Below are 22,184 nucleotides of genomic sequence, written 5' to 3' on the forward strand. Positions count from 1 at the left end.
GGACGGGCGGATCGGCGATGCCGTTAATATCCCCGATTTCGCCGCCACCGACAAACCCGCAGCCGGTGCGGGCACGCACGGCGCACGCGCGCCGCGCGTCCCACCGCTACATGAACGTCTTCAGACTGACTGCCGGATCGGCCAGCTTCACCGGGTCCGGCACCGCGCCTGCCGCGATCAGCCGCCGCGACGCGCCGATGTCGCGCCCGAGGTTCGCCGCGGCCACCGCGACGATCTTCCCGTCGTCGCCGAGCCCGAACACCGTGAACGGCCCGCTCGCCGGGTCGCCGCGCACGACGATCGTGCGTTCGCTGCCGAACAGCCCGAGCATCTGCAGGTTGCAGTCGTACTGATCGGACCACAGCCACGGCAGCTCGGCATAGCGCTCGTCGGCGCCGAGCAGGTTCGCGGCCGCGACGGCCGGCTGGTTTTCGGCCACCTGCCACGATTCGATCCGCACATGCCGCCCGAGCAGCGGATTGAAATGCATCGTCACCTCGCCCGCCGCGAAGATCGCGGGATCGGCCGTGCGGCAGCCCGCGTCGACGCGGATCCCGTTGTCGACGTCGAGCCCGGCCGCCTGCGCCAGCTCGACGTTGGGCACCACGCCGATGCCGACCACGACGAGGTCGGCCGGCACGTCGCCGCGATCGGTCTCGACGATCGCGCCGCCGCCCGGCGCGCGGTGAATTGCGCGCGGCAGCGTCGCCATCTGAAAGTTCACGCCGCGCGCATCGTGCAATTGCCGTGCATACGCGCCGACCACTTCCGGCAACGCGCGCTGCAGCAAGCGCGGGGCCGGGTCGATCACCGTCACGTCGCAGCCGAGCTGGCGCGCGGAAGCCGCCACTTCGAGGCCGATGAAGCCGCCGCCGAGCACGGCCACGCGGCGCCCGGGCGCAAGTTGCGCACGCAACGCACGCGCATCGTCGACCGTGCGGACGTAGTGCACCACGACACCTTCGTCGATCGCCCCGCCGAACGTGCGCACGCGCGAGCCCGTCGCGAGCACGAGCTTGCCGTACGGCAACGTCGTACCGTCGTCGAGCCGCACGCGCTGCGCATCGCGTTCGATCGCCTCGACGCGCGTGCCGAGCCGCAGCTCGATACGCTGCGTGTCGTACCACGCGGCATCGCGGATGAACGCGCGCTGTTCGCCACCGTCCGTCAGCAACGCGTCCTTCGACAGCGCCGGCCGGTCGTACGGCAACTCGCGCTCCGCGCCGATCATCACGATGCGCGCCGCCGCATCGCGTTCGCGCAGCGCTTCGGCCGTGCGCCGCGCCGCGTGGCCGGCGCCGACGATCACGAACGGATCAGTCGACATTGACTTCCACCTGCCCGTCGACGACACGGATCGGATAGACCCGCACCGGCTCGGTGATCGGCGCGCATTTCGGCGCGCCGGTACGAATGTCGATCAGCCCCTGGTGCAGCGGGCATTCGACGCAGCCGTCCTCCACATAGCCGTCGGACAAGCGCGCGTGACCGTGCGAACACAGGTCGTGCATCGCGAACAGTTCGTCGCCGATCCGGAACACGGCGATCGGCTTCTGGCCGGCGACGCGCGCCGCCGGTTCGTCTTCGGAGAATTCGTCGAAAGCGCCGAGCGGATGCCACTCGGCCAGCGTTGCTTCAGTCATGTCGATTCCTTGCTTCGTCAGATCGGTCGGAGCGCTCAGATCGGCGTCGCGAGCAGCGTCTGCACGCGCGACGTGTCGTAGATCACGCGCTTGGTCTTGTAGCGGAGCCCGTCGGGCGTGCGCACGACCGTGTCGTAATACTTGCCGGCCTGGTACACGTTCGATTCGCCGTTGCTGCGCGTCTGCACGACCACGTAGTTGCTCTCGGTGTCGAACTCGCCGTCGCGTTCGGCGACGATCGTCAGGCCCGACGTCATGTGCCGGTACGTGTGCTCTTCATAGATGTTCGCGTGCCGCAGCGACACCACGCGGTCGCGCAGCATCCGCTGGTTCGTGCAGTGGACGATCCCGACCGGCAGCCCGAGATCGGCGTTCTCCTTCGGCACGATTTCGTACGTGCAATCCTCGGTGAACATCTCCGGCCAGTGTTCGAGCCGGTCGTTGTCGAGGTGCCCAATGTAGCGGTTCTGGAGCATGTAAATCTCGAACCACGTCTTCATGTCTTCCGTCATTTTTTGCTCCCGCGTCAATAGCCCATCAGCTTCTGGTAGCCGACCCAGAACTTGCGGATCAGGCTCTCGGTGATCACCGTGTCCTGCTGGTCCGGATTGCCGCGCGACATCTCGATCACCGACGTCGCATCGGCATCGCGCACCGTGCCGCGCTGCACGAGCTCGGTCGCTTCCGTGTCTTCCATCGAGATGTAGCCGGCCGGCCCGACCAGGTTCGCCTGTTTGATGCGCAGCGCGCGCAGCTCGGGCGTATCGTCCGTATAGCCGAAGAAGTGGAAGATCAGCTCGAAGTTGTCGGGCCCCTTCGGCAGGATCTGCCGCGCGACGAGCGTGTTGTGGATCTGCTGGATCACGAGCTGCGGGAAGATCGGCTGGATATGGTTCGTGCAGTCCTCGTCGTATTCGGACACGAGATCGAGGATCGATTCGTCTTCCAGATGGAAGCCCTCGTCGAACGAGCGAATGTTCTGCTGCTTGTACGCGGCCGACGTGTCGTCGCCCGTCTTCGTCACCGTGATGATGCTGTGCAGCCCGTGGTTCGCATCCGGAATCGAGCGCGCCTTCATCCCGACGCGGAAGATGTTGAAGGTCGTGTGGAACAGGTGCAGCATGCTCGCGTGATACGGGTCCTTCACGTTCTCCATGTACAGCTTCCAGTTCGACTTCGAATACTGGCGCGTGCAGCCGAGATACTCGATCGGCTTGTGGAAGATCCGGTCGATCCACGGACGCATCTGCTCGCCGAGATACTCGAGCAACGGCGCGACTTCATCGCTGAAGGTCGCGAACACGAGCCCGCGATAACTGTCGACGCGCAGCTTGCGCAGCCCGTGCTGCTTCGGATCGAAATCGGCCGGCATCCCGGTCATCCCCTTCTGGCCGCGCCGGAACGGCACGCCGAGCAGGTTGCCCTGGTTGTCGAAGCTCCACTGGTGGTACACGCACGTGTGCGAACTCGCGTTACCGCGCGACTTGCGGCACACCTGCGCGCCGCGGTGCGCGCAGCGGTTCACCCACGCGGACAGCGCACCGTCCTCGGTGCGCGTGACGACCACCGGCGTGTCGCCGACGAACGTGCTCTTGAAATCGCCGGCGTTCGGGATTTCGGCTTCGAGCGCGACGAAGTTCCACGTCGGCCCGCGGAAGATGCGTTCCTGCTCGCGATCGTAGACCGCCCGCGAGCTGAACACCTTGTACGGCACGCGCGAGCCGTCGTCGTGCGGGAAGCTCACGTCGGATGCGTCGCCGCGCGCGGCGAAAACGACGGGCGATTCTGTCTGCTCCATGTCGGACTCCTTGGGGTTCCGTTGCGTTGAATGCATGGAGCCGATTTTTGAAAAGCTAATATTCGGCGTCTATCCGGAAAGTGCGATTGCGGCGGCGCAATATCCACTTTCGGCGGATTTCTGCGCTAGCATGACGGCACACGCGACCCGGCGCATGATCGCGGACCCATTCGTCGGATCGAAGCGCGCGTCGTCCATACCAAGGCTGAGGCCCATGTCCCCAACGTCGTTCGAGCCGCTCGCGCTGCGCGCGCACCGGCTGTTCGAATCCCGCGATCTCGACGAGACGCGCGAGCGGATCTCGCGCGTGATGCAGCCGCACGCGCTGCTGCCGAGCGGCCGCGCGCGGGGTGCGTCGCACATGGATTTCGTCAAGCTGGGCGGTCTCGGGATCGGCACGATCGCGTTCGGCGATGCGATGCGCGTGCAGGTCGATGCCGTCGACGGCTATTACCTGCTGATGTTCTGCCTGTCCGGCCAGGCCGAAGTGCGCGCGATGGGGCGTCAGCTCGGCGTCGACGGGCAGACCGGCGTGCTGTGCGCGCCCGGCGAGCGCTTCGACGCGGTGCTGTCGGCCGATTGCGAGCAGTTCGTGCTGCGCATCGACGCGGCGACCGTCGGCGCGCTGACCGGCGACCCGCGCGCGACGCTCGACCCCGTGCTGCACGTCAGCGACGGCGCGCTCGCCGCGTGGCGCCAGCAACTGATGCTCGTCGCGCGGTCGCCCGAATTGCTCGAACGCGCGAACGCGAACCCGCGCGTCGCGTCGCAGCTCGAGCATCTGCTGATCGACCTGCTGATCGAAGGCCATCCGCCGTCGGTGCTGCAGGCGGCGCACCGCGACCCGGCGCCGGGTTTCGTGCGGCGCGCGCAGGAATTCGTCGATGCGCACTACGCGCAGCCGCTGCAACTCGCCGATATCGTCCAGGCCGCCAACGTGCCCGAACGGACGCTGCGCGACGCGTTCCTGCAATTCCGCGGGATGAGCCCGATGCAATACCTGCGCGCGACGCGGCTCGCGCACGCACGCGAACTGCTGCGCGGCGCGGCATCCGACCGGCGGATCGCCGATATCGCGCTCGATTGCGGGTTTACCCATCTCGGGCGGTTCGCGATCGCGTATCGGGAGAAGTTCGGCGAATCGCCGTCGGAGACGCTCGACGCGCAGCGTCAGGCGTAACCGTCGCCCTGCTTGCGCACCGCGCTCACCACGCGGCGGCTTGCTCGCCCGCTTCGACCGTGCCGGAACGGCATCTCGTCGCACCGCCGTCTCCGAATTCGGCGGCGCGCGCCGGGATCGACCGTTAGTTGCGGCTCATGACGTCACGCCGACCGTCACGCCGCCGGCACGATCATCTCCCGCGCGATCGCGCAGAACGCGGCCGTCGCCGCACTCTCGCCGTGCAGCCGGCGGCTCATGATGATCGGCGACGTCGCAGCCGGCTCCGGCAGCCGCCGATAGACCACGCCCTTCACACGCAAGCCCTCCACGCTCTCCGGCACCAGCGACACGCCCACCTGCGCGGCGACGAGCCCGAGCGCCGTCTGCAACTCGCGCACCTCGTGCACGGCCGCCGGCACGACCGCGCCGTCGCGCAGCGCCGACAACTGCTGATCGGCGAAGCTTGGCCGCGGCGTGCTCGGGTAGACGATCATCGTCTCGCTCGCGAGATCCGCGAGCGTCAGCGGCCGGGCCGGATCGGCGAGCCGATGCCCAACCGGCAGCGCCGCGATCAGCTTTTCCTCGATCAGCGCCTCGCGCACCAACTGGTCGTCGTCGAAACGCAGGCGGCCGAACCCCACGTCGATCCGCCCGCCCTTCAGCGCGCCGAGCTGTTCGAGCGTGAACATTTCGATCAGCGACAGCTCGACGTCCGGCTGCGCCTCGCGAAACGCGCGGATCACGTCCGGCAGCGCGCCGTACAGCGCCGACGGTACGAAGCCGATCACGATCCGCTCCGACGACTGCGCGAGCCGCCGCGTCAGCGGCCCCAGCTCGTCGGCCTGGTCGACCAGACGTTTGGCCTGCGCATAGAACACGCGCCCGGCATCGGTCAGTTTCAGCGGCCGCGCGCCGCGCTCGAACAGCGGCAGCCCGATCTCCTCCTCGATCGCCTGGAGCTGGCGGCTCAGCGGCGGCTGCGTCATGTGCAGCCGCTCCGCCGCCCGCGTGATGTTCATTTCCTCGGCGACGGCGATGAAGTAACGGAGCTGGCGCAATTCCATTTCATGCCTCAAAGGTATGGAAGTAGTCGGAAAGAGTGTTGGACGACGCGGGGCGGGAATTCCTACCATGTGCACCAACAGGAGGAATCGCATGATAGCAACTGCCGCCACCATCGAGCGCATCGACACCCTGCTGGTCGACGTGCCGACCATCAGGCCCCACAAATTGTCGGTCGCCACGATGAATTGCCAGACGCTCGTACTGGTCCGAATTCGATGCACGGACGGTATCGAAGGCGTCGGCGAGGCGACGACCATCGGCGGCCTCGCGTACGGTGAAGAGAGCCCCGAAAGCATCAAGGTCAACATCGACACCTACTTCGCGCCGCTGCTGCAGGGCATGGACGCGACGCGTCCGGGCGCCGCGCTGGCGCGTGCGCGCAAGCTGTTCCAGGGCAACCGCTTCGCGAAGTGCGCGATCGAGACCGCGCTGTTCGATGCGCAGGCGCGGCGTCTGGGCGTGCCGCTGTCCGAGCTGTTCGGCGGGCGCCGGACCGATGCGGTCGACGTCGCATGGACGCTCGCGAGCGGCGACACGCAGCGCGACATCGCGGAAGCCGAAGCGATGCTCGACGCGCGCCGCCATCGCGCGTTCAAGCTGAAGATCGGTTCGAACGCGGTCGCCGACGACGTGGCGCACGTGGTCACGATCAAGCGCGCGCTCGGCGAGCGCGGCGACGTGCGGGTCGACGTGAACCAGGCCTGGGGCGAGACCGACGCGATCTGGGCCGGCGCGCGGCTCGCCGACGCCGGCGTGAGCCTCGTCGAGCAGCCGATCGCCGCGACCAACCGCGCGGGGCTGAAGCGCCTCACGCAACTCGCGCAGGTGCCGATCATGGCCGACGAGGCGCTGCACGGCCCCGTCGATGCGTTCGCGCTTGCGCAGGAACGCGCGGCCGACGTGTTCGCGGTGAAGATCGCGCAATCGGGCGGCCTGCAGGGCGCGGCGAGCGTCGCGTCGATCGCCGCGGCGGCCGGCATCGAACTGTACGGCGGCACGATGCTCGAAGGCGCGGCCGGCACGATGGCGTCCGCGCAACTGTTCAGCACGTTCGATTCGCTGAAATGGGGCACCGAACTGTTCGGCCCGCTGCTGCTCACCGAGGAGATCCTCGTCGAGCCGCTGCGCTACCAGGATTTCAAGCTGCATCTGCCGGCGACGCCCGGCCTCGGCATCACCTTCGACTGGGCCCGCATCGAACGGATGCGACGCGACGCCCGCTGATCCCCCACACGACAACCGACACCGGAGACACAGATGAACAAGCAAGCCATCGACGCCCTGCTGAAAACCTTCGACGACGCCGCCGAGAAGCCCGGCAACCCGCGCGTGCGCGCGATCGTCAACCGGATCGTGAAGGACCTCTGCTACACGATCGAGGACTTCGACGTGCAGCCGAGCGAGTTCTGGACCGCGCTCAACTTCCTGAACGAAGCCGGCCGCGAATTCGGGCTGATCGCCGCGGGCCTCGGCCTCGAGCGCTTCCTCGACGTGCGGATGGACGAAGCCGAGGCGAAGGCCGGCATCCAGGGCGGCACGCCGCGCACGATCGAAGGGCCGCTGTATGTCGCCGGCGCGCCGGAATCGGTCGGCCACGCGCGTCTCGACGACGGCACCGATCCGGGCCAGACGCTGATCATGCGCGGCCAGGTGCTCGGCCAGGACGGCGCACCGCTCGCGAACGCGCTGGTCGAGGTGTGGCATGCGAACCATCTGGGCAATTACTCGTATTTCGACCCGTCGCAGCCCGCGTTCAACCTGCGCCGCTCGATCCGCACCGATGCCGAAGGCCGCTACAGCTTCCGCAGCGTGCTGCCGGTCGGCTACAGCGTGCCGCCGGGCAGCAAGACCGAGCAACTGCTCGACCAGCTCGGCCGCCACGGCCATCGTCCGGCGCACATCCACTTCTTCGTTTCCGCGGACGGTTATCGTAAGCTGACGACGCAGATCAACATCGACGGCGATCCGCATCTGTGGGACGACTTCGCGTTCGCGACGCGCGACGGGCTGATCCCGCCGGTCCGGCAGGCCGAGGGCGCGGAAGGCAAGCCGTACGGCGTCGACGGGCAGTTCGCGCTGATCGACTTCGACTTCTCGCTGCTCAAGGACAAGCAGGACGTGCCGGGCAGCGAAGTCGAGCGGGCCCGCGCGCAGGCGTGAGCGCCCTTCCCGTTCGACGAATCGACCACGCAAGGAGTGCAGGATGCTGTTTCATGTGGAAATGACCGTTCGCCTGCCGGCGGACATGGATCCGGTGAAGGCGGCCACGCTGAAGGCGGAAGAAAAGGCGATGTGCCAGCGGCTGATGAACGAAGGCGTCTGGCGCCATCTGTGGCGGATCGCCGGGCAGTATGCGAACGTCAGCATCTTCGACGTCGAAAGCGTGCAGCAGCTGCATGACGTGCTGAGTCAGCTGCCGCTGTTTCCGTATATGGAGATGGAAGTGCGGGCGCTGTGCCGGCATCCGTCTTCGGTGCGGGAAGACGATCGGTAAGCAACGATGCGTCGCGGCCGTGACACATGGCCGCGAGATGCCACGAGATGGATAACCCGGGCGGCCGGCGATGTCACGCAGGCCGGCCGGGTCTTTTGCATGTTGCGTTTGGCGTTTTGCGTTTTTGCGGCGGTTATCCGCGTCACCCCGCATCAGGGTGTGCAGTGACCGTCAGGCGGCCAGATGCACGGCAAACCCGACCTTCCCCGGCGCGATCTCCTCCTTCAACGTCAGCGCCGGAATCTCGTAATCGCCCGCGTTCTGCCGGCGGAACGGAATCGGCGGCGTGGTCCACAGATCGTCGAGACGCTGGCCGAGCGCCGCGCGCGTTTCGTCGAAGCGCGCGGCGTTCATCTTGCCCGTCCGGTAGATCACGAACGGCGGCAGCACGTCGAACCCCGGGTAATACAGCACGCCGTGCTGGATCGGGAACAGCAAGTCGTCGATCGGTCCGTTGATGCCGCGCGGGCTGTAGTGCGGCTCCCACCCGCCCGTCGTGACGACGATCATCGCCCGCTTGCCGGCCAGCGAACCTTCGCCGTAACGGTCGCCCCAGTGCGTATCGGAATGTTCACCGACGCCATACGCAAAACCGTACGCATACACACGCTCGAACCAGCCCTTCATGATCGCCGGCATCGAGAACCACCACAGCGGAAACTGCAGGATCACTGCGTCGGCCCACTTCAGCTTGTCCTGCTCGCGCGCGATGTCTTCGCTCTGCGTACCTTCCGCGAACGCGCGCTTCGAGTCTAGTGTGGGATCGAAGCGTGCGTCGGGCTCACGATCGATCACGTCGTTCGCATCGAACACCGCCTTCCAGTTCATCGCATACAGGTCGCTCACCTGCACTGCGTGGCCGGCCGCTTCGAGATGCGCGACCGCGAAGTCGCGCAGCGCGCCGTTCAGCGAACGCGGTTCGGGATGGGCATACACGATCAGCACATTCATGTTCGTCACTCCGTGGATTGAATGACTACAGGATGCCGCCTTCGCAGGTATATTTGAAATGAATTCCTGATATTGCAGGTATAGCGATGAATAATCTCAGAAGGCTCGATCTGAACCTGCTCGTCACGCTGGACGTGCTGCTCGCGGAGCACAACGTCACGCGCGCGGCCGAGAAACTGAACATGTCGCAGCCATCGGTCAGCGTGCAGTTGCAGAAGCTGCGCGACGTGTTCGGCGATCCGCTGCTGCTGCCGGGGCCGCGCGGGATGCGGCCGACCGCGCGCGCGGAAGCGCTGCGCGAGCCGCTGCGCGAGGCGCTCGAAGCCGTCGAACGCGCGGTGATCCCGGCCACGCCGTTCGATCCCGCGACCGCGACGAACACGTGGCGCGTGGCCGCGACCGACTACGGCGAATCGACGATCGTGCTGCCCGCGCTGCGCACGCTGCGTTCGACTGCACCCGGCACGCGGCTGGCCGTCGTCGAACTCGTGCCGCCGCGCATCGAGCAGGATGCCGAACGAAACGGCATCGACCTCGCCTTTCATACGACCGAAGGGTCGCCGCCCGGCATGCGGCGTCTGCCGCTGTTCGTCGAGCGTTACGTGCTGATCGGCCGTGCCGGTCACCCGAAGCTGAAGCGGCGCCCCACGCTCGCGCAGTTCGGCACGCTCGAGCACGTGATCGTGTCGCCCGACGGCGGCGGCTTCTTCGGCGTGACGGACGAAGTGCTCGCGAAGGTCGGGGCCACGCGGCGCGTGGTGCTGTCGGTGCCGCACTTCCTGTTCGTGATGTCGGCCGTCGCGAGCACCGATCTCGTCGCGATGCTGCCCGAACGGCTGGTGCGCGACGTGCCGGCGCTGCGCGTCGTGGACGCGCCGGTCGAGGTGCCCGGCTATGAAATGTCGATGCTGTGGCACGAGCGCGTGCATCGTGACCCGGCGCATCGGTGGCTGCGGGAGACGATCGCGGCGGCGGTGTGAGTCGTTCGCCCGATCGATGCAATCGTGGGTATCAATCGCCGACGCACGAAATCCTTTATTCGGGACTTGAAACCGCAGCAAACACTGTATATATTTACAGTGCTTTTGCACCATTTGACCCGAATTCCGTCATCCACAGACGAACGGACTTTTGTGAGGCGACCATGTTCCAGGCTTCCGCATTCGATCCCGAGCAACCCGGCTTCAATCCCGTCCACTTCGAGCGCGCCGCGCAGCGGGCGGTCGTCGATCTGCAGCGTGTCGCGGGCGGCCCCGCGCAGCGGGCGCTCGGCCTGCGCCGCCGCACCCACCCGGCGGCCGTTCGCACGATGAGCTGGCAGGCGCTGCTGAACGTCGAGGAGCTGGCGTTCTCGAATGCCGGCTTCCTGAACCGCAACGATCCGGCCGTCGTCGACGCGTTCATCCGGCTGCGCGGCAGCCGACTGGTCGCCGCGGACGTCGAGGAGCCGGTCGACTGGCGCCGCGACGATGATGATCTGCCGGCCATCTACCTGATCGTCAAGGCGATGCTCGAAGCGGAAGAGGAAGAGCGGGCCGAAGCGGCCTGAGCCGCGCCGGCCGATCGCGGTTTCGGCTTACCGGGTTCGCGTCGCCACGTTGCGTGGTGGCGCGGCCGGCGCTGCGGTTCGTTGCAGTCCTGCGCCAGCGAATCGGCGCATCAGGCGGCGAGCCGCGAACCGTCGCTCAAGCCGATCATCGCGGCGCGACGAACGTTCCGAACGACCGCCGCAACCCCGCCCGTTAAAGCCGCGCCGCCAGCCGCGAACCCTGATCAATCGCGCGCTTCGCATCGAGTTCGGCGGCCAGTTCCGCGCCGCCGATCAGGTGCACCGAGCGCCCGGCCGCCTGCAGCGGCGCGAGCAATGCGCGCTGCGGCTCCTGCCCCGTGCAGAGCACGATCGTGTCGGCTTCGATCAGTTCATGATCGGTGCGCTGCTCGCCGTACGACACATGCAGCCCGCGCGCGTCGATCAACTCATAGTTCACACCGCCGATCATCTTCACCTGCTTCATCTTCAACGTCGCACGGTGAATCCAGCCGGTCGTCTTGCCGAGCCCCTTGCCGAGCGGCGCGGCCTTGCGCTGCAGCAGCGTCACTTCCCGCGCCGGCGCCGACACCTGCGCGCGCGTCACGCCGCCGCGCGTCGCGGCCGGGTCGGTCACGCCCCACTCGGCCTTCCATTCGTCCAGATCGAGTGCCGGCGACTCGCCGTCCTGCACCAGATATTCGGCGACATCGAAGCCGATCCCGCCCGCGCCGACCACCGCCACCCGCCGGCCGACCGGCTGTTTGCCCGCGAGCACGTCGATATAGCTGAGCACGTTCGGCCCGTCCTGCCCCGGAATCTTCGGGTCGCGCGGCGCGACGCCGGTTGCGAGCACGATCTCGTCGTAGCCGCCCGCGATCAGGTCGCTCGCGTCGACGCGGCGGTTCAGGTGCAGCTTCACGCCGGTTAGCTCGACCTGCCGGCCGAAGTAGCTCAGCGCTTCGTGAAACTCCTCCTTGCCCGGAATCCGCTTCGCCATGTTGAACTGGCCGCCGATCTCGGCCGCGCCGTCGAACAGGTCGACCTGATGGCCGCGCTGCGCGAGCACGGTCGAGCACGCGAGCCCGGCCGGCCCCGCGCCGACCACCGCGATGCGCTTTGGCTGCGGCGCGGGCGTGTATTTCAGCTCCGTCTCGTGGCACGCGCGCGGATTCAGCAAGCACGACGCAATCTTGTTCTTGAACGCGTGATCGAGGCACGCCTGGTTGCAGCCGATACAGGTGTTGATCTCGTCGGCGCGACCCTGCGCGGCCTTGACGACGAACTCGGCATCCGCGAGCAGCGGGCGCGCCATCGACACCATGTCCGCGCAGCCGTCCGCGAGAATCTGCTCGGCCACTTCGGGCCGGTTGATCCGGTTGGTCGTCACGAGCGGGATGCCGACCTCGCCCTTCATCTTCTTCGTCACCCACGCGAACGCGCCGCGCGGCACCGACGTCGCGATCGTCGGCACGCGCGCCTCGTGCCAGCCGATCCCCGTGTTGATGATGGTCGCGCCGGCGCGCTCGACCGCCTTCGCGAGCTGCACGGTTTCGCTCCAGTCGCTGCCGTCCGGAATCAGGTCGAGCATCGACAGCCGGTAGATCAGGATGAAGTCGCGGCCGACCGCCTCGCGCGTGCGCTCGACGATCTCGATCGGCAAGCGGATGCGGTTCTCGTACGAACCGCCCCACTGGTCGGTGCGCTTGTTCGTATGCATCGAGATGAACTGATTGATCAGGTAGCCCTCGGAGCCCATGATCTCGACGCCGTCGTAACCGGCCTCGCGCGCCAGCGTCGCGCAGCGCACGAACGCACGGATCTGCCGCTCGACGCCGCGCGCGCTCAGTTCGTGCGGCGCGAACGGCGAGATCGGCGACTTGATCTTCGACGGCGCGACCGCGAACGGGTGGTAACCGTAGCGGCCCGTATGCAGGATCTGCAGCGCGATCTTGCCGTCTTCCGCATGCACGGCGCCGGTGATCTCGCGATGCCGGCGCGCGGCGGCCGACGTCATCAGCGTGCCGCCGAACGGCTTGGTCCAGCCGGCCACGTTCGGCGCGAAACCGCCCGTCACGATCAGGCCGACCCCGCCGCGCGCGCGCTCGGCGAAATATGCGGCGAGGCGCGGCAGCGTCTTGCGGCTGTCCTCGAGGCCCGTGTGCATCGAGCCCATCAGCACGCGGTTCTTCAGCGTCGTGAAGCCGAGATCGAGCGGGGCGAGCAGGTGGGGAAAGGGTGTCGTCATGATGATTCGGCCAATTAGCGATGCCTGCCATCGTAGGCGTGCGCCGCCTTGAACGTGAGGGGGCAAACAGCCATAATGCTTGTCATTTCCGGCCAAATCGACATGACTTCCCCGTCTCGCAAGGACCGCCTCGGGCTACGCCGGCCGACGATTCCGGTCGCCTATACGCGCCTGCTGCTGCAGGCGCTGGCCGCACGCGGCGTCGACCTGGCCGCCGTGCGCGCCGGCACGGGCCTGCGCGATGCGGTGCTGGCCGAACCGGACGCGCGCGTCGCGCCGTCGCAATGGGGGCGGCTGGTGCTCAACGCGATCGAAATCGGCGGCGATCCGGGCATCGGGCTCGCGTTCGGGCTGCTGCTGAAGCCGACCGTGCACGGCTTTCTCGGCTACGCGACGCTGACCGCGCGGGACATCCGCGACGCGCTGGCCGTCACGCAGCGCTACTTCCGGATGCGCAATCGCCAGTACCGGCTGACCTATGCGGAAGACGAGCGCGGCGCGACGCTCGAACTGCACGGCGTGCAGGCGAACCCCGTGCTGCAGCATCACGTGATGTTCGAATTCGTGCTGACGGGGCTCGCGCAGAACATCTCGCAATGGTCCGGCCGCGCGGCGCCGCCGATCAGGCTGCAATTCGCGTGGCCGGAGCCCGCGTATTTCGCGCGCTATCGCGACCAGTTGCCGCCGGTGGCATTCGGCTGCGCGGCCAACGCGCTGTGGATCGCGCGCGACGTGCTCGACTGGCCGCTGCCGCTCGCCGACGAAGTCGCGCACCGGCAGGCGCTCGTGCAGGTCGAGCGCGAATATGCGCAGGTGCGGCAGGACGAAGGCGATCTGGTCGAGCGCGTGCGGGCGGAACTGGCGCGCACGGCCGGCGATTATCCGGGGCCGGACATGCTCGCCGACGCGCTGCTCGTGTCGACGCGCACGCTGCGGCGCCGGCTGGAGGAAGCGGGGTCGAGCTATCGGCAATTGCTCGACGAAGCGCGGTTTCGCGACGCAAGGCAGTTGCTCGCGGCGTCGGATCTCGATCTGAAAACGATCGCCGAGCGGCTGCAATTCACCGACCCGGCGAATTTCACGCGCGCGTTCCGGCGCTGGGCCGGGCAGACGCCGAGCGCGTTTCGGGACGCGGCGGCGGGGGCGGCACGCGAGTGACGCGAGTGACGCGAAGGACGTGCGCGACGTATCAGCGCCCGATATAAACCCGCGCGCCGCCGTCCCCTTCGCCCGCTTCGATCCGCACCTCGCCCGTGGCGGCGACGATCGCGTCGTACACGTCATCGCTCACGCACACCACCGGCACCGCGATCGCATACAGCTCGGCGGCGACGATCGCGCCGATCGAGATGATCAGGTCGCGTTCCTTCAGCACGATCCCGACCGGCCCCGTGCCGTTGCGCACCGCTTCCGCGAGCACGCTGCTGCTCGAACTCGAGCCCTTCGCGTGCGGCATCACCATCACCGTGCCGGCGAGGCTCGCGCCGGCCTGCGGATGCCCGCGATCGACGATCCTGCCCGCGCCCGAGTCGTAGCCGCCCCAGAAGCTGAGCGGCTTGTCGAGCACGAAGGGCCGCGCACACGCGCTGCCCGGCACGAGCGTGTCGCCCGTCAGGAATGTGCCCGTCGCTTCAGTCATCGAATCGCACCTTGCCTTCATACGCGGACCGCACGCATTCGCGCATGCTGCCGTACGCGACCGTCACGCCGATGTTCGCGGGCGCATACGACGCCCATTTCCCCGAATTGGTCATCACCAGCCCCGACAGCTGCCTCATCACCGGCGTGATGTACGTGCAGGTATCGACGACGATCTGAACGCCGCGCGCGGCGAATTTCTCCGCGAGACCGGCTTGCTCCAGCTCCCACAGAATGAAGCGGCTCGTGTTCACGTAGAAATCGCAGGCCGGCTTGCCGTCGAAGGCATCGAGCAACGTGTCGAGCGTGCGGAATTCGGCCAGCGAAAAATGCGGCGTGCCGAGCGCGACCGCGACGAGCGCGTCACCGGCCGCGCCGTGATTCAGCGTGCGGCGAATCTCGTCGAGATCGGCCATCGCGATATCGATCGTGCGTTGCGCCGCGCGCCCGTGCAACGCGGCGTCAAGCGTCGGCGCTTCGGGCGTCACGCCGACCGCATGGAACAGCGCGACGGCCCCGCTCGATGCGGCGGCCGCGCCGAGCGCCTTGAGTTCGTCCTCGGTGGTATCCGCCGGCAGCCCGACGATCGCCGGCACGACCGCGCCCGCGATCTTGCCGACCGCCAAACCGAGCGCGGCGAAATAGATGTCGCGCGACGGCAGGCCGGTGAAATCCGGCGCGTTGAACACGATCCGCGCGGCGCGGTTCGCGTCGACATGCAGCCCCGCATACGGCGCACGCCCGGTGATCGCGGCGGCCAGGTCGAGAAAATCGCCGTAGCGGCTCGTGCGTGCGCCGAGCACCGAATTCGCGAACACGATCGCATTCGATTCGGCCCATGCGATCTGCTCGCCCATCGCCGGACGATGCTTCAGCTGATACGGCGCGCACGTGAAGCTCGACTCGCAGCCGAGCAGCACATGCGCGTCCATCAGGCGCTGCGCATCGCGCTGGATCGTGCGGTCGCCGTGGTACAGCTCGGGATGGATCAGGTCGAGCGACCCGACGTTCAAGGTGGTCGGCACCGCGACCTTCGCGCCCGTATCGACGAAATAGTCGACGAAGTCGAGGCTCGTCTGGCCGTGATACAGACAGCCGTCGATATGGGCAGACGTAATGTCGATCAGGTGCGGCGCGGACATCACTTGCGCGGTGCGCGCGACGATTCGCATCGCGCGGGCGACGCCGTCGCCGAAATCCCCGCGCAACATGGCGTCGTCGCGGTCACTCAACTGCAGCATCGGTGGCTCCTCGTGACGCGGACCGACCGGCGCGGCGGCGCCGGCTCATGAACTCAATCAGAGGACTTTACGACTGGAAATAAAAACTGTCCAGATTTTGATCGAACCGGATGACAATAGAACCAATTTTCACGATCTGATGCTTCGACGGCGACCAATGGATCGAATTTCGCACCAGTTGGCCGGCACACCGAACCGCCCGCCCTCGCCTAACGTTCCGCCGTCAGGCTGAACAGCTCCGAACGCAACGCCTTCGCCCGCTCGCGGCCGAACTGCGTGTCGAATTCGTCCTGCGCGGCCTGCCACGCGACCAACGCCCGCGCGTACGTGCGCTCGCCGAGCTTCGTGAGGTGCAGCGCATGCGCGCGCGCATCGTGCTCGGACGCAGCCGTCGAGACGAAACCGTCGCGCTGCAACGGCTTCAGCGCACGCAGCAAGGTCGTGCGATCCATCACGAGCATATCGGCGAGTTCGCTCATCAGCAGGCCCGGGTGGCGCGTGAGGTTCGCCATGATCGAGAACTGGGCGGGCGTGACGCCGACCGGGGCCAGATGGCGTTCGTACAGTTGCGTGACGAAGCGCGCCGCCTGACGCAGCGCGAGGCAGTTGCACGCCTGGGCAATCGAGGTGTCGTTCATGTTTCGCAATCTATATGTGCATATGCATAAAGTCAATGTACACTCCGCCGTAACATGGCCTGTGGCCGGCCATCGCGTCAAGGAGACGGACATGGACTACATCGACAAGCTGCGCATCTTCCGGTCGGTGGTGGAGATGCGCAGCTTCACGCGCGCCGCCGATATCCACGGCCTCGCGCGGCCGGTCGTATCGCGCGCGGTCGCGGATCTGGAGGCGCGTTTCGGCAGCCGGCTGCTGCACCGGACCACGCGCCAGGTGTCGCTGACCGAAACGGCCGAGCGCATCTACGAGCGTTGCGCGGCCGTGCTCGACGAGCTGGACGCGCTCGAAGTGCAAGCGCAGACGCACACGCGCGAGCCCGAAGGCCTGCTGCGCCTCGTCGCGCATACGACGGCCGCGCTGAACCGGCTCGTGCCGCTGATCGCCGGCTTCAAGGCCGCGCATCCGAACGTGCGCCTCGACGTCACGCTGACCGAGCGCCCGGTCGATCTGGTCGGCGAAGGCTACGACATCGGCATCGTGGTGCCGTACATGCTGACGAGCGAATCGACCGTCGTGCGGCTGGTCGAGCGCATTCCGGTCGTGATCGTCGCGACGCCGGCCTACCTGCGAGCGCATGCGCGCCCCGAGACGCCGGCCGACCTCGCCCATCATCCGTTCGTGCCGATCTCGCCGTCGCTGCGCCGCCCGGCGTTGTCGTTCCGCGTCGACGGCGACACGCTGACCGTGCCGTTCCGTTTCGACATCTCGTCGAACAGCCCCGTGTTCAACCGCGAAATGGTGATGCACGACTTCGGCATCGGCGTCGTCCCGAAAACGCTCGTCGAGGCCCAACTCGCGTCGGGCGCGCTCGTGCAGTTGCTGGAAGGCGCCGATCTCGTCGATGCGTTCGTCGAAATCAAGCTCGCGTACGCGAACCGCGCGCTGCTGCCCGCGAAGGTGAAGGCGTTCATCGACTACACCGCCGCGTATTGCGACCGCGAAGGCTGGATCGTTCCGGCGGCGGCGTGACCGGCGCGCGAGCGCGCCTTTCCGACGCCGATTGATACAGCCACGACACCAATCTGATCCCGCCGCGCCGCTCGCTTCGCGCCGACTGGCCACCTAACATGTGCACATGCACAAGACCACGCTCACCGATGACGATTGCTTCGCGGTCCGGCAAGCCGCCCGGCGGATCTCGCAGTTCTATGAGCGCTACCTGTCGCGAGCGGGCGTCACGCCGTCGCAGTACAGCATCCTCGCGCTGCTGCGCGAGCGGCCCGGCCTGACGATGGCGACGCTGTCGAACGTGCTGGTGATCGAACGCACCGCGCTGCTGCGCGCGCTCAAGCCGCTCGTCGGCGCGGCGCTGGTAACGGGCCGGATCGAGCCGCCATGCCGTGGTCAGACGTTTGCACTGACCGCCCACGGCGAAACGAAGGTGGCCGATGCGCACGTGCACTGGCTCGCCGCGCAGGAAGCGTTCGAGCGGTGCTTCGGGTCGACGCAGGCGGCCCGCCTCAGAGACGAATTGTTCCGGATCACGCATAACCTGCCGGAACGCTAACCCTTTCCCCGATCGGCACGACGTCGTCGATCGTTTTGATTAGTGCATATACATAGGTGAATCGATGGATACGACCCAAGCCGCTGCCTCGTCACGCGAAGCAGCCACAAACGATCAGCCTGCGAAGCTGCAACGCCGCGTGCCGTGGATGCGCATCGCGGTGGGCGCCGTCGTCGTCGTGGTCGCGGCCGCCGTGCTCGACTGGCTGTTCGTGCTGCGCTTCCAGGAAAGCACCGACGATGCGTACGTCGGCGGCGACGTGACCGTGCTCGCGCCGAAGGTCAACGGCTTCGTCGACAAGATCCTCGTGACCGACAACCAGCGCGTGAAGGCCGGCGACGTGCTCGTGCAGCTCGATGCGCGCGACTACGACGCGAAGCTCGCGCAGGCCAGCGCCGAAGTCGACAGCGCGCGCTCCGCCGTGACCGAACTCGAAGCGAAGCAGCAACTGCAATTCGCGGTGATCGGCCAGCACGCGGCAGACAAGAACGCGTCGTCGGCCGAGCTGACGCGCGCCGCGTCGGACCGCGTGCGCTACCGCGAGCTCGTGAAATCGGACGCCGTCTCGAACCAGATCGTCGAGCGCGCGGATGCCGATTACTCGAAAGCCGGCGCGGCCGTCGAACGCAGCGACGCCGCGCTGCTCGCGTCGAAGCGGCAGCTCGACGTGCTCGGCGCGCAGCTCGCCGATGCGCGGGCCCGCGTGAACACCGCGCTCGCCGCGCAGCGCGTCGCGGCGCTCAACGTCGAATACACGACGATCCGCTCGCCGGTCGACGGCTACGTCGGCAACCGCACGGGCCGCGTCGGAATGCTCGCGAACGTCGGCGTGCCGCTGCTGACGGTCGTGCCGGCGTCCGGCCTGTGGATCGACGCGAACTTCAAGGAAGACCAGCTTCGCAAGATGCGCGCGGGAGACCGCGTCGACGTCGCGCTCGATGCGTCGAGCACGCGCCTGCATGGCCGCGTCGACAGCCTCGCACCCGCGACCGGCGCGACCTTCAGCGTGCTGCCGCCCGAGAACGCGACCGGCAACTTCACGAAGATCGTCCAGCGCGTGCCGGTGCGCGTGCATCTCGATCCGCAGCCCGGCATCGAACACGTGCTGCGCCCCGGCCTGTCCGCGGTCGTGACCGTGCATACCGATCACAAGAACTGAGCGGGAGCCGACGATGACCACCGCGTTTTCCGGCGACCCCGCGTCGCAACCGACCAGGCAGCGCGTGTTCGCGTTCGCGCTGATGTGCGTCGGCTTCTTCATGGCGACGCTCGACATCCAGATCGTCGCGTCGTCGCTGCGCGACATCGGCGGCGGGCTGTCCGCGAGCCAGGACGAACTGTCGTGGGTGCAGACCGCGTACCTGATCGCCGAGATCATCGTGATCCCGATGTCGGGCTGGCTGTCGAAGGTGATGTCGACGCGCTGGCTGTTCGCCGCGTCGGCCGTCGGTTTCACGATCACCAGCATGCTGTGCGGGCTCGCGTGGGACATCAACTCGATGATCCTGTTCCGCGGCCTGCAGGGCGCGCTCGGCGCCGCGATGATCCCGACCGTGTTCACCACCGCGTTCGTGCTGTTCCCCGGCAAGCAGCGGCTGATCGCGTCGACGACCATCGGCGCGCTCGCGTCGCTCGCGCCGGCGATCGGCCCCGTGATCGGCGGCTGGATCACCGACCAATGGTCGTGGCACTGGCTGTTCTACCTGAACCTCGTGCCGGGCATCGCGGTGGCCGCGCTCGTGCCGCGCTACGTGCATATCGACGCGCCCGACCTCAGCCTCATCAAGCGCGGCGACTATCTCGGCATCGTGCTGATGTCGGGCTTCCTCGGCTGCCTCGAATACGTGCTCGAGGAAGGCCCGCGCAAGAACTGGTTCGGCGACGATGCGATCGTGATCTGCGCGTGGATCTCCGGCATCTGCGGCTTCCTGTTCATCGTGCATGCGCTGACCGCGAAAGATCCGATCGTCGACCTGCGCGCGCTCGCCGTGCGCAACTTCGGGATCGGCAGCCTGCTGTCGTTCGTGACCGGCATCGGGATCTTCGTGACCGTGTTCCTGACGCCGCTGTTTCTCGCGCAGGTGCGTGCGTTCAGCTCGCTGCAGATCGGCATCGCGCTGCTGTCGGTCGGCGCGTTCCAGTTGATCGCGCTGTGCGCGTATGCGTTCGCCGCGCGCTACGTCAGCATGCGGGCGCTGCTCGTGTTCGGGCTGATCTGCTTCGGCCTCGGCTGCTATCTGTACACGCCGATCACGCACGACTGGGGCTGGCGGGAATTGCTGCTGCCGCAGGCGCTGCGCGGCATCGGCCAGCAGTTCAGCGTGCCGCCGATCGTAACGATGGCGCTCGGCTCGCTGCCGCAGTCGCGACTGAAATCGGCGAGCGGCCTGTTCAACCTGATGCGTAACCTCGGCGGCGCGATCGGTATCGCGGTGAGCGCGACGATGCTCAATGACCGGCTGAATTTTCATTACCTGCGGCTGAACGAGCACGTGAGCGCCGGCGAACCGCAAGTCGCGTCGCTGCTCGATCGCCAGGCCGCGTACTGGGGCTCGGTGGCCGGCAATACGCTGAATACCGCGCAGGCCGGGCTCGCGAACCTGCATCGGCTGATCTATCGCGAAGCGCTGACGCTCACCTATGCGGATGCGTACTACGCGCTGTCGCTGTGCTTCGTCGTCGCGCTGCTTGCCGTCGTGTTTTCCAAACCCATTACGTTGAACGCGCCGCCGCCGGACGCGCACTGAGGCAGGGATCATCATCATGAAGAAGCTACTCGTCGCGCTGGCCGTCAGCGCATTCGCCGCCGGGTGTGCGGTGCAGCCCGCGCAGCATCCGGCGCTGAACGAATCGGTTCAGACGCTCGCGCCCACCGCGTGGGATACCGACGTGCCGCGCGCGGACATCGACGCCGCCGCCTGGTGGGCGCAATTCCACGACCCGGTGCTCGACCGGCTGATCGCGACCGTGCTCGACGGCAACCTCGATCTGCAAGCTGCCGCCGAACGCGTGAAGCAGGCGCAGGCGCTGACGGTGCAGAAGCGCGCGGTGCTACTGCCCGAACTCGACGCGACCGCGCATGCGGCCGACGCGCGGCAGAACACGCCGCCGCCGCTCGGTTATGTGCGGCAGGCGGGTGCGGGCCTCGCGCTGAGCTGGTCGCCCGATGTGTTCGGCGGCGAACGGCTCGATCTGCTGGCCGCTCAAGCGGAGCTGGTCGGGCAGAAGCACGCGGAAGATGCGATGCGCCTCGCGCTGGCTGCCGATGCGGCATCCGCGTATGTCGATTTGCGCTGGGCGCAGCAGGAATTGAAGATCCTGCAGGACAACGCGAAGATCCGGCAGCATGCGCTCGAACTCACGCGCAAACGGCAGGCGTTCGGGCTGTCGACGGAACTCGACGTGACCCGCGCGCAGAACCAGCTCGATGCGCTCGAAGCCAGGATTCCGCCGACGCAGGCGCAGATTTCGCATCAGCTGAATCTGATCGCCGTGTATTCGGGGCGGACGCCGGAATCGGTCGATCGGCTCGTGCTGGCGCAGGCCGGGGAGATTCCCGCGCCACCGGTCGGCGCGCCGGGAACGTTGCCTTCGCAGGCGTTGTTGCGGCGGCCCGATGTGCTGACTGCCTACGCTCAAGTTGAGCGGCGTGCGGCGCAAGTCGGCGTGGCAAAGGCCGAGCGGTATCCGAAGTTTTCGTTGAACCTGACGGACGGGATTCTGGCGGCTTCGTATCTCGGGTTGCCGACGTTGACCGATAACCTGTTCAGCGCGGCGCTGAGTGCGACGAGCCCGATCTTCAACGCGGGACGCATAACGGCCGATATCTCGCAGAGCGAAAGCCGGATGCGCGAGTCGGAACTCGGGTTACGGCAGACGATGCTGCAAGCGTTGCGGGAAGTCGAGGATGCGCGCGCGAATCTCGTCAGTTCCGATGAGGCGACGCGGCGACTCGATAGTGCATTGGCGGCTTCCGATAAAGCGCTTGGGTTGGCGAATCAGCTTTATAAGGGCGGCGCGACGGATTTTCTCGATGTGCTGTCGGCGCAGGAGGTTTATCTGCGGGATTCGGATTCGCTCAATCAGGTCAAGCGCGAGCACGCGCTGGCGGCGGTGGCGTTGTATCGGTCGCTTGGGGGTGGATGGAGCAGGAATGACGCGGCGGGTGGGCCGGAGGTGGAGGCTGTGGCGAAGAATTGAAGCCGATGCCCGATACGGATGCAGGCCG

The 22,184-nt window shown here is 67.3% G+C and carries 22 protein-coding genes; 12 read left to right on the forward strand and 10 right to left on the reverse strand.

Annotated features, from left to right (window positions below; genetic code table 11):
• Window positions 1–106 precede the first annotated feature (106 nt).
• Genes andAa through andAc form a run of 4 tightly spaced genes read right to left on the reverse strand, consistent with a single transcriptional unit; the run spans window position 107 to window position 3,441 of the window.
• Window positions 107–1,327, reverse strand: a complete 1,221-nt coding sequence (gene andAa / locus HWX14_RS17435; RefSeq protein WP_175883695.1) for an anthranilate 1,2-dioxygenase system ferredoxin--NAD(+) reductase — start codon at window positions 1,325–1,327, stop codon at window positions 107–109.
• The gene (andAb, locus tag HWX14_RS17440; protein ID WP_175883696.1) at window positions 1,317–1,643 is read right to left on the reverse strand and encodes an anthranilate 1,2-dioxygenase ferredoxin subunit AndAb; all 327 of its coding nucleotides are present in this window, start codon (window positions 1,641–1,643) and stop codon (window positions 1,317–1,319) included. Before andAb ends, andAa begins: the two co-directional genes overlap by 11 nt.
• Before the next feature lie 35 nt (window positions 1,644–1,678).
• Window positions 1,679–2,155, reverse strand: a complete 477-nt coding sequence (gene andAd / locus HWX14_RS17445; protein ID WP_006479528.1) for an anthranilate 1,2-dioxygenase small subunit AndAd — start codon at window positions 2,153–2,155, stop codon at window positions 1,679–1,681.
• A gap of 14 nt (window positions 2,156–2,169) precedes the next feature.
• Window positions 2,170–3,441, reverse strand: coding sequence for an anthranilate 1,2-dioxygenase large subunit AndAc (andAc, locus tag HWX14_RS17450; protein ID WP_175883697.1), 1,272 nt, complete (start codon window positions 3,439–3,441; stop codon window positions 2,170–2,172).
• Between the two features lie 214 nt (window positions 3,442–3,655).
• Between andAc and andR the strand changes: the two genes are divergently transcribed.
• Window positions 3,656–4,621: an anthranilate 1,2-dioxygenase regulatory protein AndR gene (gene andR, locus HWX14_RS17455; RefSeq protein ID WP_175883698.1), complete on the forward strand. Its 966-nt coding sequence runs from the start codon at window positions 3,656–3,658 to the stop codon at window positions 4,619–4,621.
• A 155-nt stretch (window positions 4,622–4,776) separates the two neighbouring features.
• On the opposite strand, the gene HWX14_RS17460 is transcribed toward andR, so the two are convergent.
• On the reverse strand, window positions 4,777–5,667 hold the full coding sequence (locus HWX14_RS17460; protein ID WP_175883699.1) for a LysR family transcriptional regulator: 891 nt from the start codon (window positions 5,665–5,667) through the stop codon (window positions 4,777–4,779).
• A 91-nt stretch (window positions 5,668–5,758) separates the two neighbouring features.
• On the opposite strand from HWX14_RS17460, the gene HWX14_RS17465 reads away from it, so the two are divergent.
• Genes HWX14_RS17465 through catC form a run of 3 tightly spaced genes read left to right on the forward strand, consistent with a single transcriptional unit; the run spans window position 5,759 to window position 8,162 of the window.
• Window positions 5,759–6,892, forward strand: a complete 1,134-nt coding sequence (locus HWX14_RS17465) for a muconate/chloromuconate family cycloisomerase (protein WP_175883700.1) — start codon at window positions 5,759–5,761, stop codon at window positions 6,890–6,892.
• 33 nt (window positions 6,893–6,925) lie between these two features.
• A complete protein-coding gene (gene catA, locus HWX14_RS17470; protein WP_175883701.1) occupies window positions 6,926–7,828 on the forward strand; it encodes a catechol 1,2-dioxygenase in 903 nt (300 codons plus the stop codon).
• A 43-nt stretch (window positions 7,829–7,871) separates the two neighbouring features.
• Window positions 7,872–8,162: a muconolactone Delta-isomerase gene (gene catC / locus HWX14_RS17475; RefSeq protein WP_059448784.1), complete on the forward strand. Its 291-nt coding sequence runs from the start codon at window positions 7,872–7,874 to the stop codon at window positions 8,160–8,162.
• Window positions 8,163–8,333: 171 nt separating this feature from the next.
• Here the strand turns inward: catC and HWX14_RS17480 are convergent, their stop codons facing one another.
• Entirely contained in the window at window positions 8,334–9,113 is a 780-nt protein-coding gene (locus tag HWX14_RS17480) for an NAD(P)H-dependent oxidoreductase (protein ID WP_175883702.1), read from the reverse strand.
• A gap of 86 nt (window positions 9,114–9,199) precedes the next feature.
• On the opposite strand from HWX14_RS17480, the gene HWX14_RS17485 reads away from it, so the two are divergent.
• The gene (locus HWX14_RS17485) at window positions 9,200–10,093 is read left to right on the forward strand and encodes a LysR family transcriptional regulator (protein WP_175883703.1); all 894 of its coding nucleotides are present in this window, start codon (window positions 9,200–9,202) and stop codon (window positions 10,091–10,093) included.
• A 164-nt stretch (window positions 10,094–10,257) separates the two neighbouring features.
• Window positions 10,258–10,662 (forward strand): DUF2471 family protein, encoded by a 405-nt coding sequence (locus HWX14_RS17490; protein WP_175883704.1) that lies wholly within the window; start codon window positions 10,258–10,260, stop codon window positions 10,660–10,662.
• A 193-nt stretch (window positions 10,663–10,855) separates the two neighbouring features.
• Here HWX14_RS17490 and HWX14_RS17495 read toward each other — a convergent pair whose 3' ends face one another.
• Window positions 10,856–12,889, reverse strand: a complete 2,034-nt coding sequence (locus tag HWX14_RS17495; RefSeq protein WP_175883705.1) for an NADPH-dependent 2,4-dienoyl-CoA reductase — start codon at window positions 12,887–12,889, stop codon at window positions 10,856–10,858.
• A gap of 75 nt (window positions 12,890–12,964) precedes the next feature.
• Here HWX14_RS17495 and HWX14_RS17500 point away from each other — a divergent pair, with 75 nt between their 5' ends.
• Window positions 12,965–14,047, forward strand: a complete 1,083-nt coding sequence (locus tag HWX14_RS17500) for an AraC family transcriptional regulator (RefSeq protein WP_175883706.1) — start codon at window positions 12,965–12,967, stop codon at window positions 14,045–14,047.
• 31 nt (window positions 14,048–14,078) lie between these two features.
• On the opposite strand, the gene HWX14_RS17505 is transcribed toward HWX14_RS17500, so the two are convergent.
• The 3 genes from HWX14_RS17505 to HWX14_RS17515 all read right to left on the reverse strand — a co-directional run bounded on the left by HWX14_RS17505 (window position 14,079) and on the right by HWX14_RS17515 (window position 16,406).
• Window positions 14,079–14,528 carry a DUF126 domain-containing protein gene (locus HWX14_RS17505; protein WP_175883707.1) on the reverse strand — a complete coding sequence of 150 codons (450 nt, stop codon included), beginning with the start codon at window positions 14,526–14,528 and terminating at the stop codon, window positions 14,079–14,081.
• Window positions 14,521–15,768, reverse strand: a complete 1,248-nt coding sequence (locus tag HWX14_RS17510; protein ID WP_175883708.1) for an aconitase X — start codon at window positions 15,766–15,768, stop codon at window positions 14,521–14,523. The genes HWX14_RS17505 and HWX14_RS17510 overlap by 8 nt, the downstream gene beginning before the upstream one ends.
• 209 nt (window positions 15,769–15,977) lie before the next feature.
• Window positions 15,978–16,406 carry a MarR family winged helix-turn-helix transcriptional regulator gene (locus HWX14_RS17515; protein ID WP_175883709.1) on the reverse strand — a complete coding sequence of 143 codons (429 nt, stop codon included), beginning with the start codon at window positions 16,404–16,406 and terminating at the stop codon, window positions 15,978–15,980.
• A 91-nt stretch (window positions 16,407–16,497) separates the two neighbouring features.
• Here HWX14_RS17515 and HWX14_RS17520 point away from each other — a divergent pair, with 91 nt between their 5' ends.
• From HWX14_RS17520 to HWX14_RS17540, 5 genes are all read left to right on the forward strand, one after another.
• On the forward strand, window positions 16,498–17,418 hold the full coding sequence (locus HWX14_RS17520) for a LysR family transcriptional regulator (RefSeq protein WP_175883710.1): 921 nt from the start codon (window positions 16,498–16,500) through the stop codon (window positions 17,416–17,418).
• 106 nt (window positions 17,419–17,524) lie between these two features.
• Window positions 17,525–17,956: a MarR family winged helix-turn-helix transcriptional regulator gene (locus HWX14_RS17525; RefSeq protein ID WP_011548253.1), complete on the forward strand. Its 432-nt coding sequence runs from the start codon at window positions 17,525–17,527 to the stop codon at window positions 17,954–17,956.
• A 64-nt stretch (window positions 17,957–18,020) separates the two neighbouring features.
• The gene (locus tag HWX14_RS17530; RefSeq protein WP_175883711.1) at window positions 18,021–19,115 is read left to right on the forward strand and encodes an HlyD family secretion protein; all 1,095 of its coding nucleotides are present in this window, start codon (window positions 18,021–18,023) and stop codon (window positions 19,113–19,115) included.
• Window positions 19,116–19,128: 13 nt separating this feature from the next.
• Window positions 19,129–20,703 (forward strand): DHA2 family efflux MFS transporter permease subunit, encoded by a 1,575-nt coding sequence (locus HWX14_RS17535; RefSeq protein ID WP_175883712.1) that lies wholly within the window; start codon window positions 19,129–19,131, stop codon window positions 20,701–20,703.
• Window positions 20,704–20,719: 16 nt separating this feature from the next.
• Window positions 20,720–22,156 carry an efflux transporter outer membrane subunit gene (locus HWX14_RS17540; protein WP_175883713.1) on the forward strand — a complete coding sequence of 479 codons (1,437 nt, stop codon included), beginning with the start codon at window positions 20,720–20,722 and terminating at the stop codon, window positions 22,154–22,156.
• Window positions 22,157–22,184 lie beyond the last annotated feature (28 nt).

Origin of the sequence: Burkholderia sp. BCC0044 (genome assembly GCF_902832955.1) — a bacterium.
Lineage (GTDB): Bacteria > Pseudomonadota > Gammaproteobacteria > Burkholderiales > Burkholderiaceae > Burkholderia.

Bases quoted from the DNA above. Each gene is read 5' to 3' on its own strand.
- HWX14_RS17460 (WP_175883699.1), bottom strand. From the start codon at position 5,667: ATGGAATTGCGCCAGCTCCGTTACTTCATCGCCGTCGCCGAGGAAATG.
- andAb (WP_175883696.1), bottom strand. From the start codon at position 1,643: ATGACTGAAGCAACGCTGGCCGAGTGGCATCCGCTCGGCGCTTTCGAC.
- HWX14_RS17495 (WP_175883705.1), bottom strand. From the start codon at position 12,889: ATGACGACACCCTTTCCCCACCTGCTCGCCCCGCTCGATCTCGGCTTC.
- HWX14_RS17480 (WP_175883702.1), bottom strand. From the start codon at position 9,113: ATGAATGTGCTGATCGTGTATGCCCATCCCGAACCGCGTTCGCTGAAC.
- HWX14_RS17525 (WP_011548253.1), top strand. From the start codon at position 17,525: ATGCACAAGACCACGCTCACCGATGACGATTGCTTCGCGGTCCGGCAA.
- andAa (WP_175883695.1), bottom strand. From the start codon at position 1,327: ATGTCGACTGATCCGTTCGTGATCGTCGGCGCCGGCCACGCGGCGCGG.
- andAd (WP_006479528.1), bottom strand. From the start codon at position 2,155: ATGACGGAAGACATGAAGACGTGGTTCGAGATTTACATGCTCCAGAAC.
- HWX14_RS17520 (WP_175883710.1), top strand. From the start codon at position 16,498: ATGGACTACATCGACAAGCTGCGCATCTTCCGGTCGGTGGTGGAGATG.
- andR (WP_175883698.1), top strand. From the start codon at position 3,656: ATGTCCCCAACGTCGTTCGAGCCGCTCGCGCTGCGCGCGCACCGGCTG.
- catA (WP_175883701.1), top strand. From the start codon at position 6,926: ATGAACAAGCAAGCCATCGACGCCCTGCTGAAAACCTTCGACGACGCC.
- HWX14_RS17505 (WP_175883707.1), bottom strand. From the start codon at position 14,528: ATGACTGAAGCGACGGGCACATTCCTGACGGGCGACACGCTCGTGCCG.
- HWX14_RS17465 (WP_175883700.1), top strand. From the start codon at position 5,759: ATGATAGCAACTGCCGCCACCATCGAGCGCATCGACACCCTGCTGGTC.
- HWX14_RS17530 (WP_175883711.1), top strand. From the start codon at position 18,021: ATGGATACGACCCAAGCCGCTGCCTCGTCACGCGAAGCAGCCACAAAC.
- HWX14_RS17540 (WP_175883713.1), top strand. From the start codon at position 20,720: ATGAAGAAGCTACTCGTCGCGCTGGCCGTCAGCGCATTCGCCGCCGGG.
- HWX14_RS17510 (WP_175883708.1), bottom strand. From the start codon at position 15,768: ATGCTGCAGTTGAGTGACCGCGACGACGCCATGTTGCGCGGGGATTTC.
- andAc (WP_175883697.1), bottom strand. From the start codon at position 3,441: ATGGAGCAGACAGAATCGCCCGTCGTTTTCGCCGCGCGCGGCGACGCA.
- HWX14_RS17500 (WP_175883706.1), top strand. From the start codon at position 12,965: ATGCTTGTCATTTCCGGCCAAATCGACATGACTTCCCCGTCTCGCAAG.
- catC (WP_059448784.1), top strand. From the start codon at position 7,872: ATGCTGTTTCATGTGGAAATGACCGTTCGCCTGCCGGCGGACATGGAT.
- HWX14_RS17490 (WP_175883704.1), top strand. From the start codon at position 10,258: ATGTTCCAGGCTTCCGCATTCGATCCCGAGCAACCCGGCTTCAATCCC.
- HWX14_RS17515 (WP_175883709.1), bottom strand. From the start codon at position 16,406: ATGAACGACACCTCGATTGCCCAGGCGTGCAACTGCCTCGCGCTGCGT.
- HWX14_RS17485 (WP_175883703.1), top strand. From the start codon at position 9,200: ATGAATAATCTCAGAAGGCTCGATCTGAACCTGCTCGTCACGCTGGAC.
- HWX14_RS17535 (WP_175883712.1), top strand. From the start codon at position 19,129: ATGACCACCGCGTTTTCCGGCGACCCCGCGTCGCAACCGACCAGGCAG.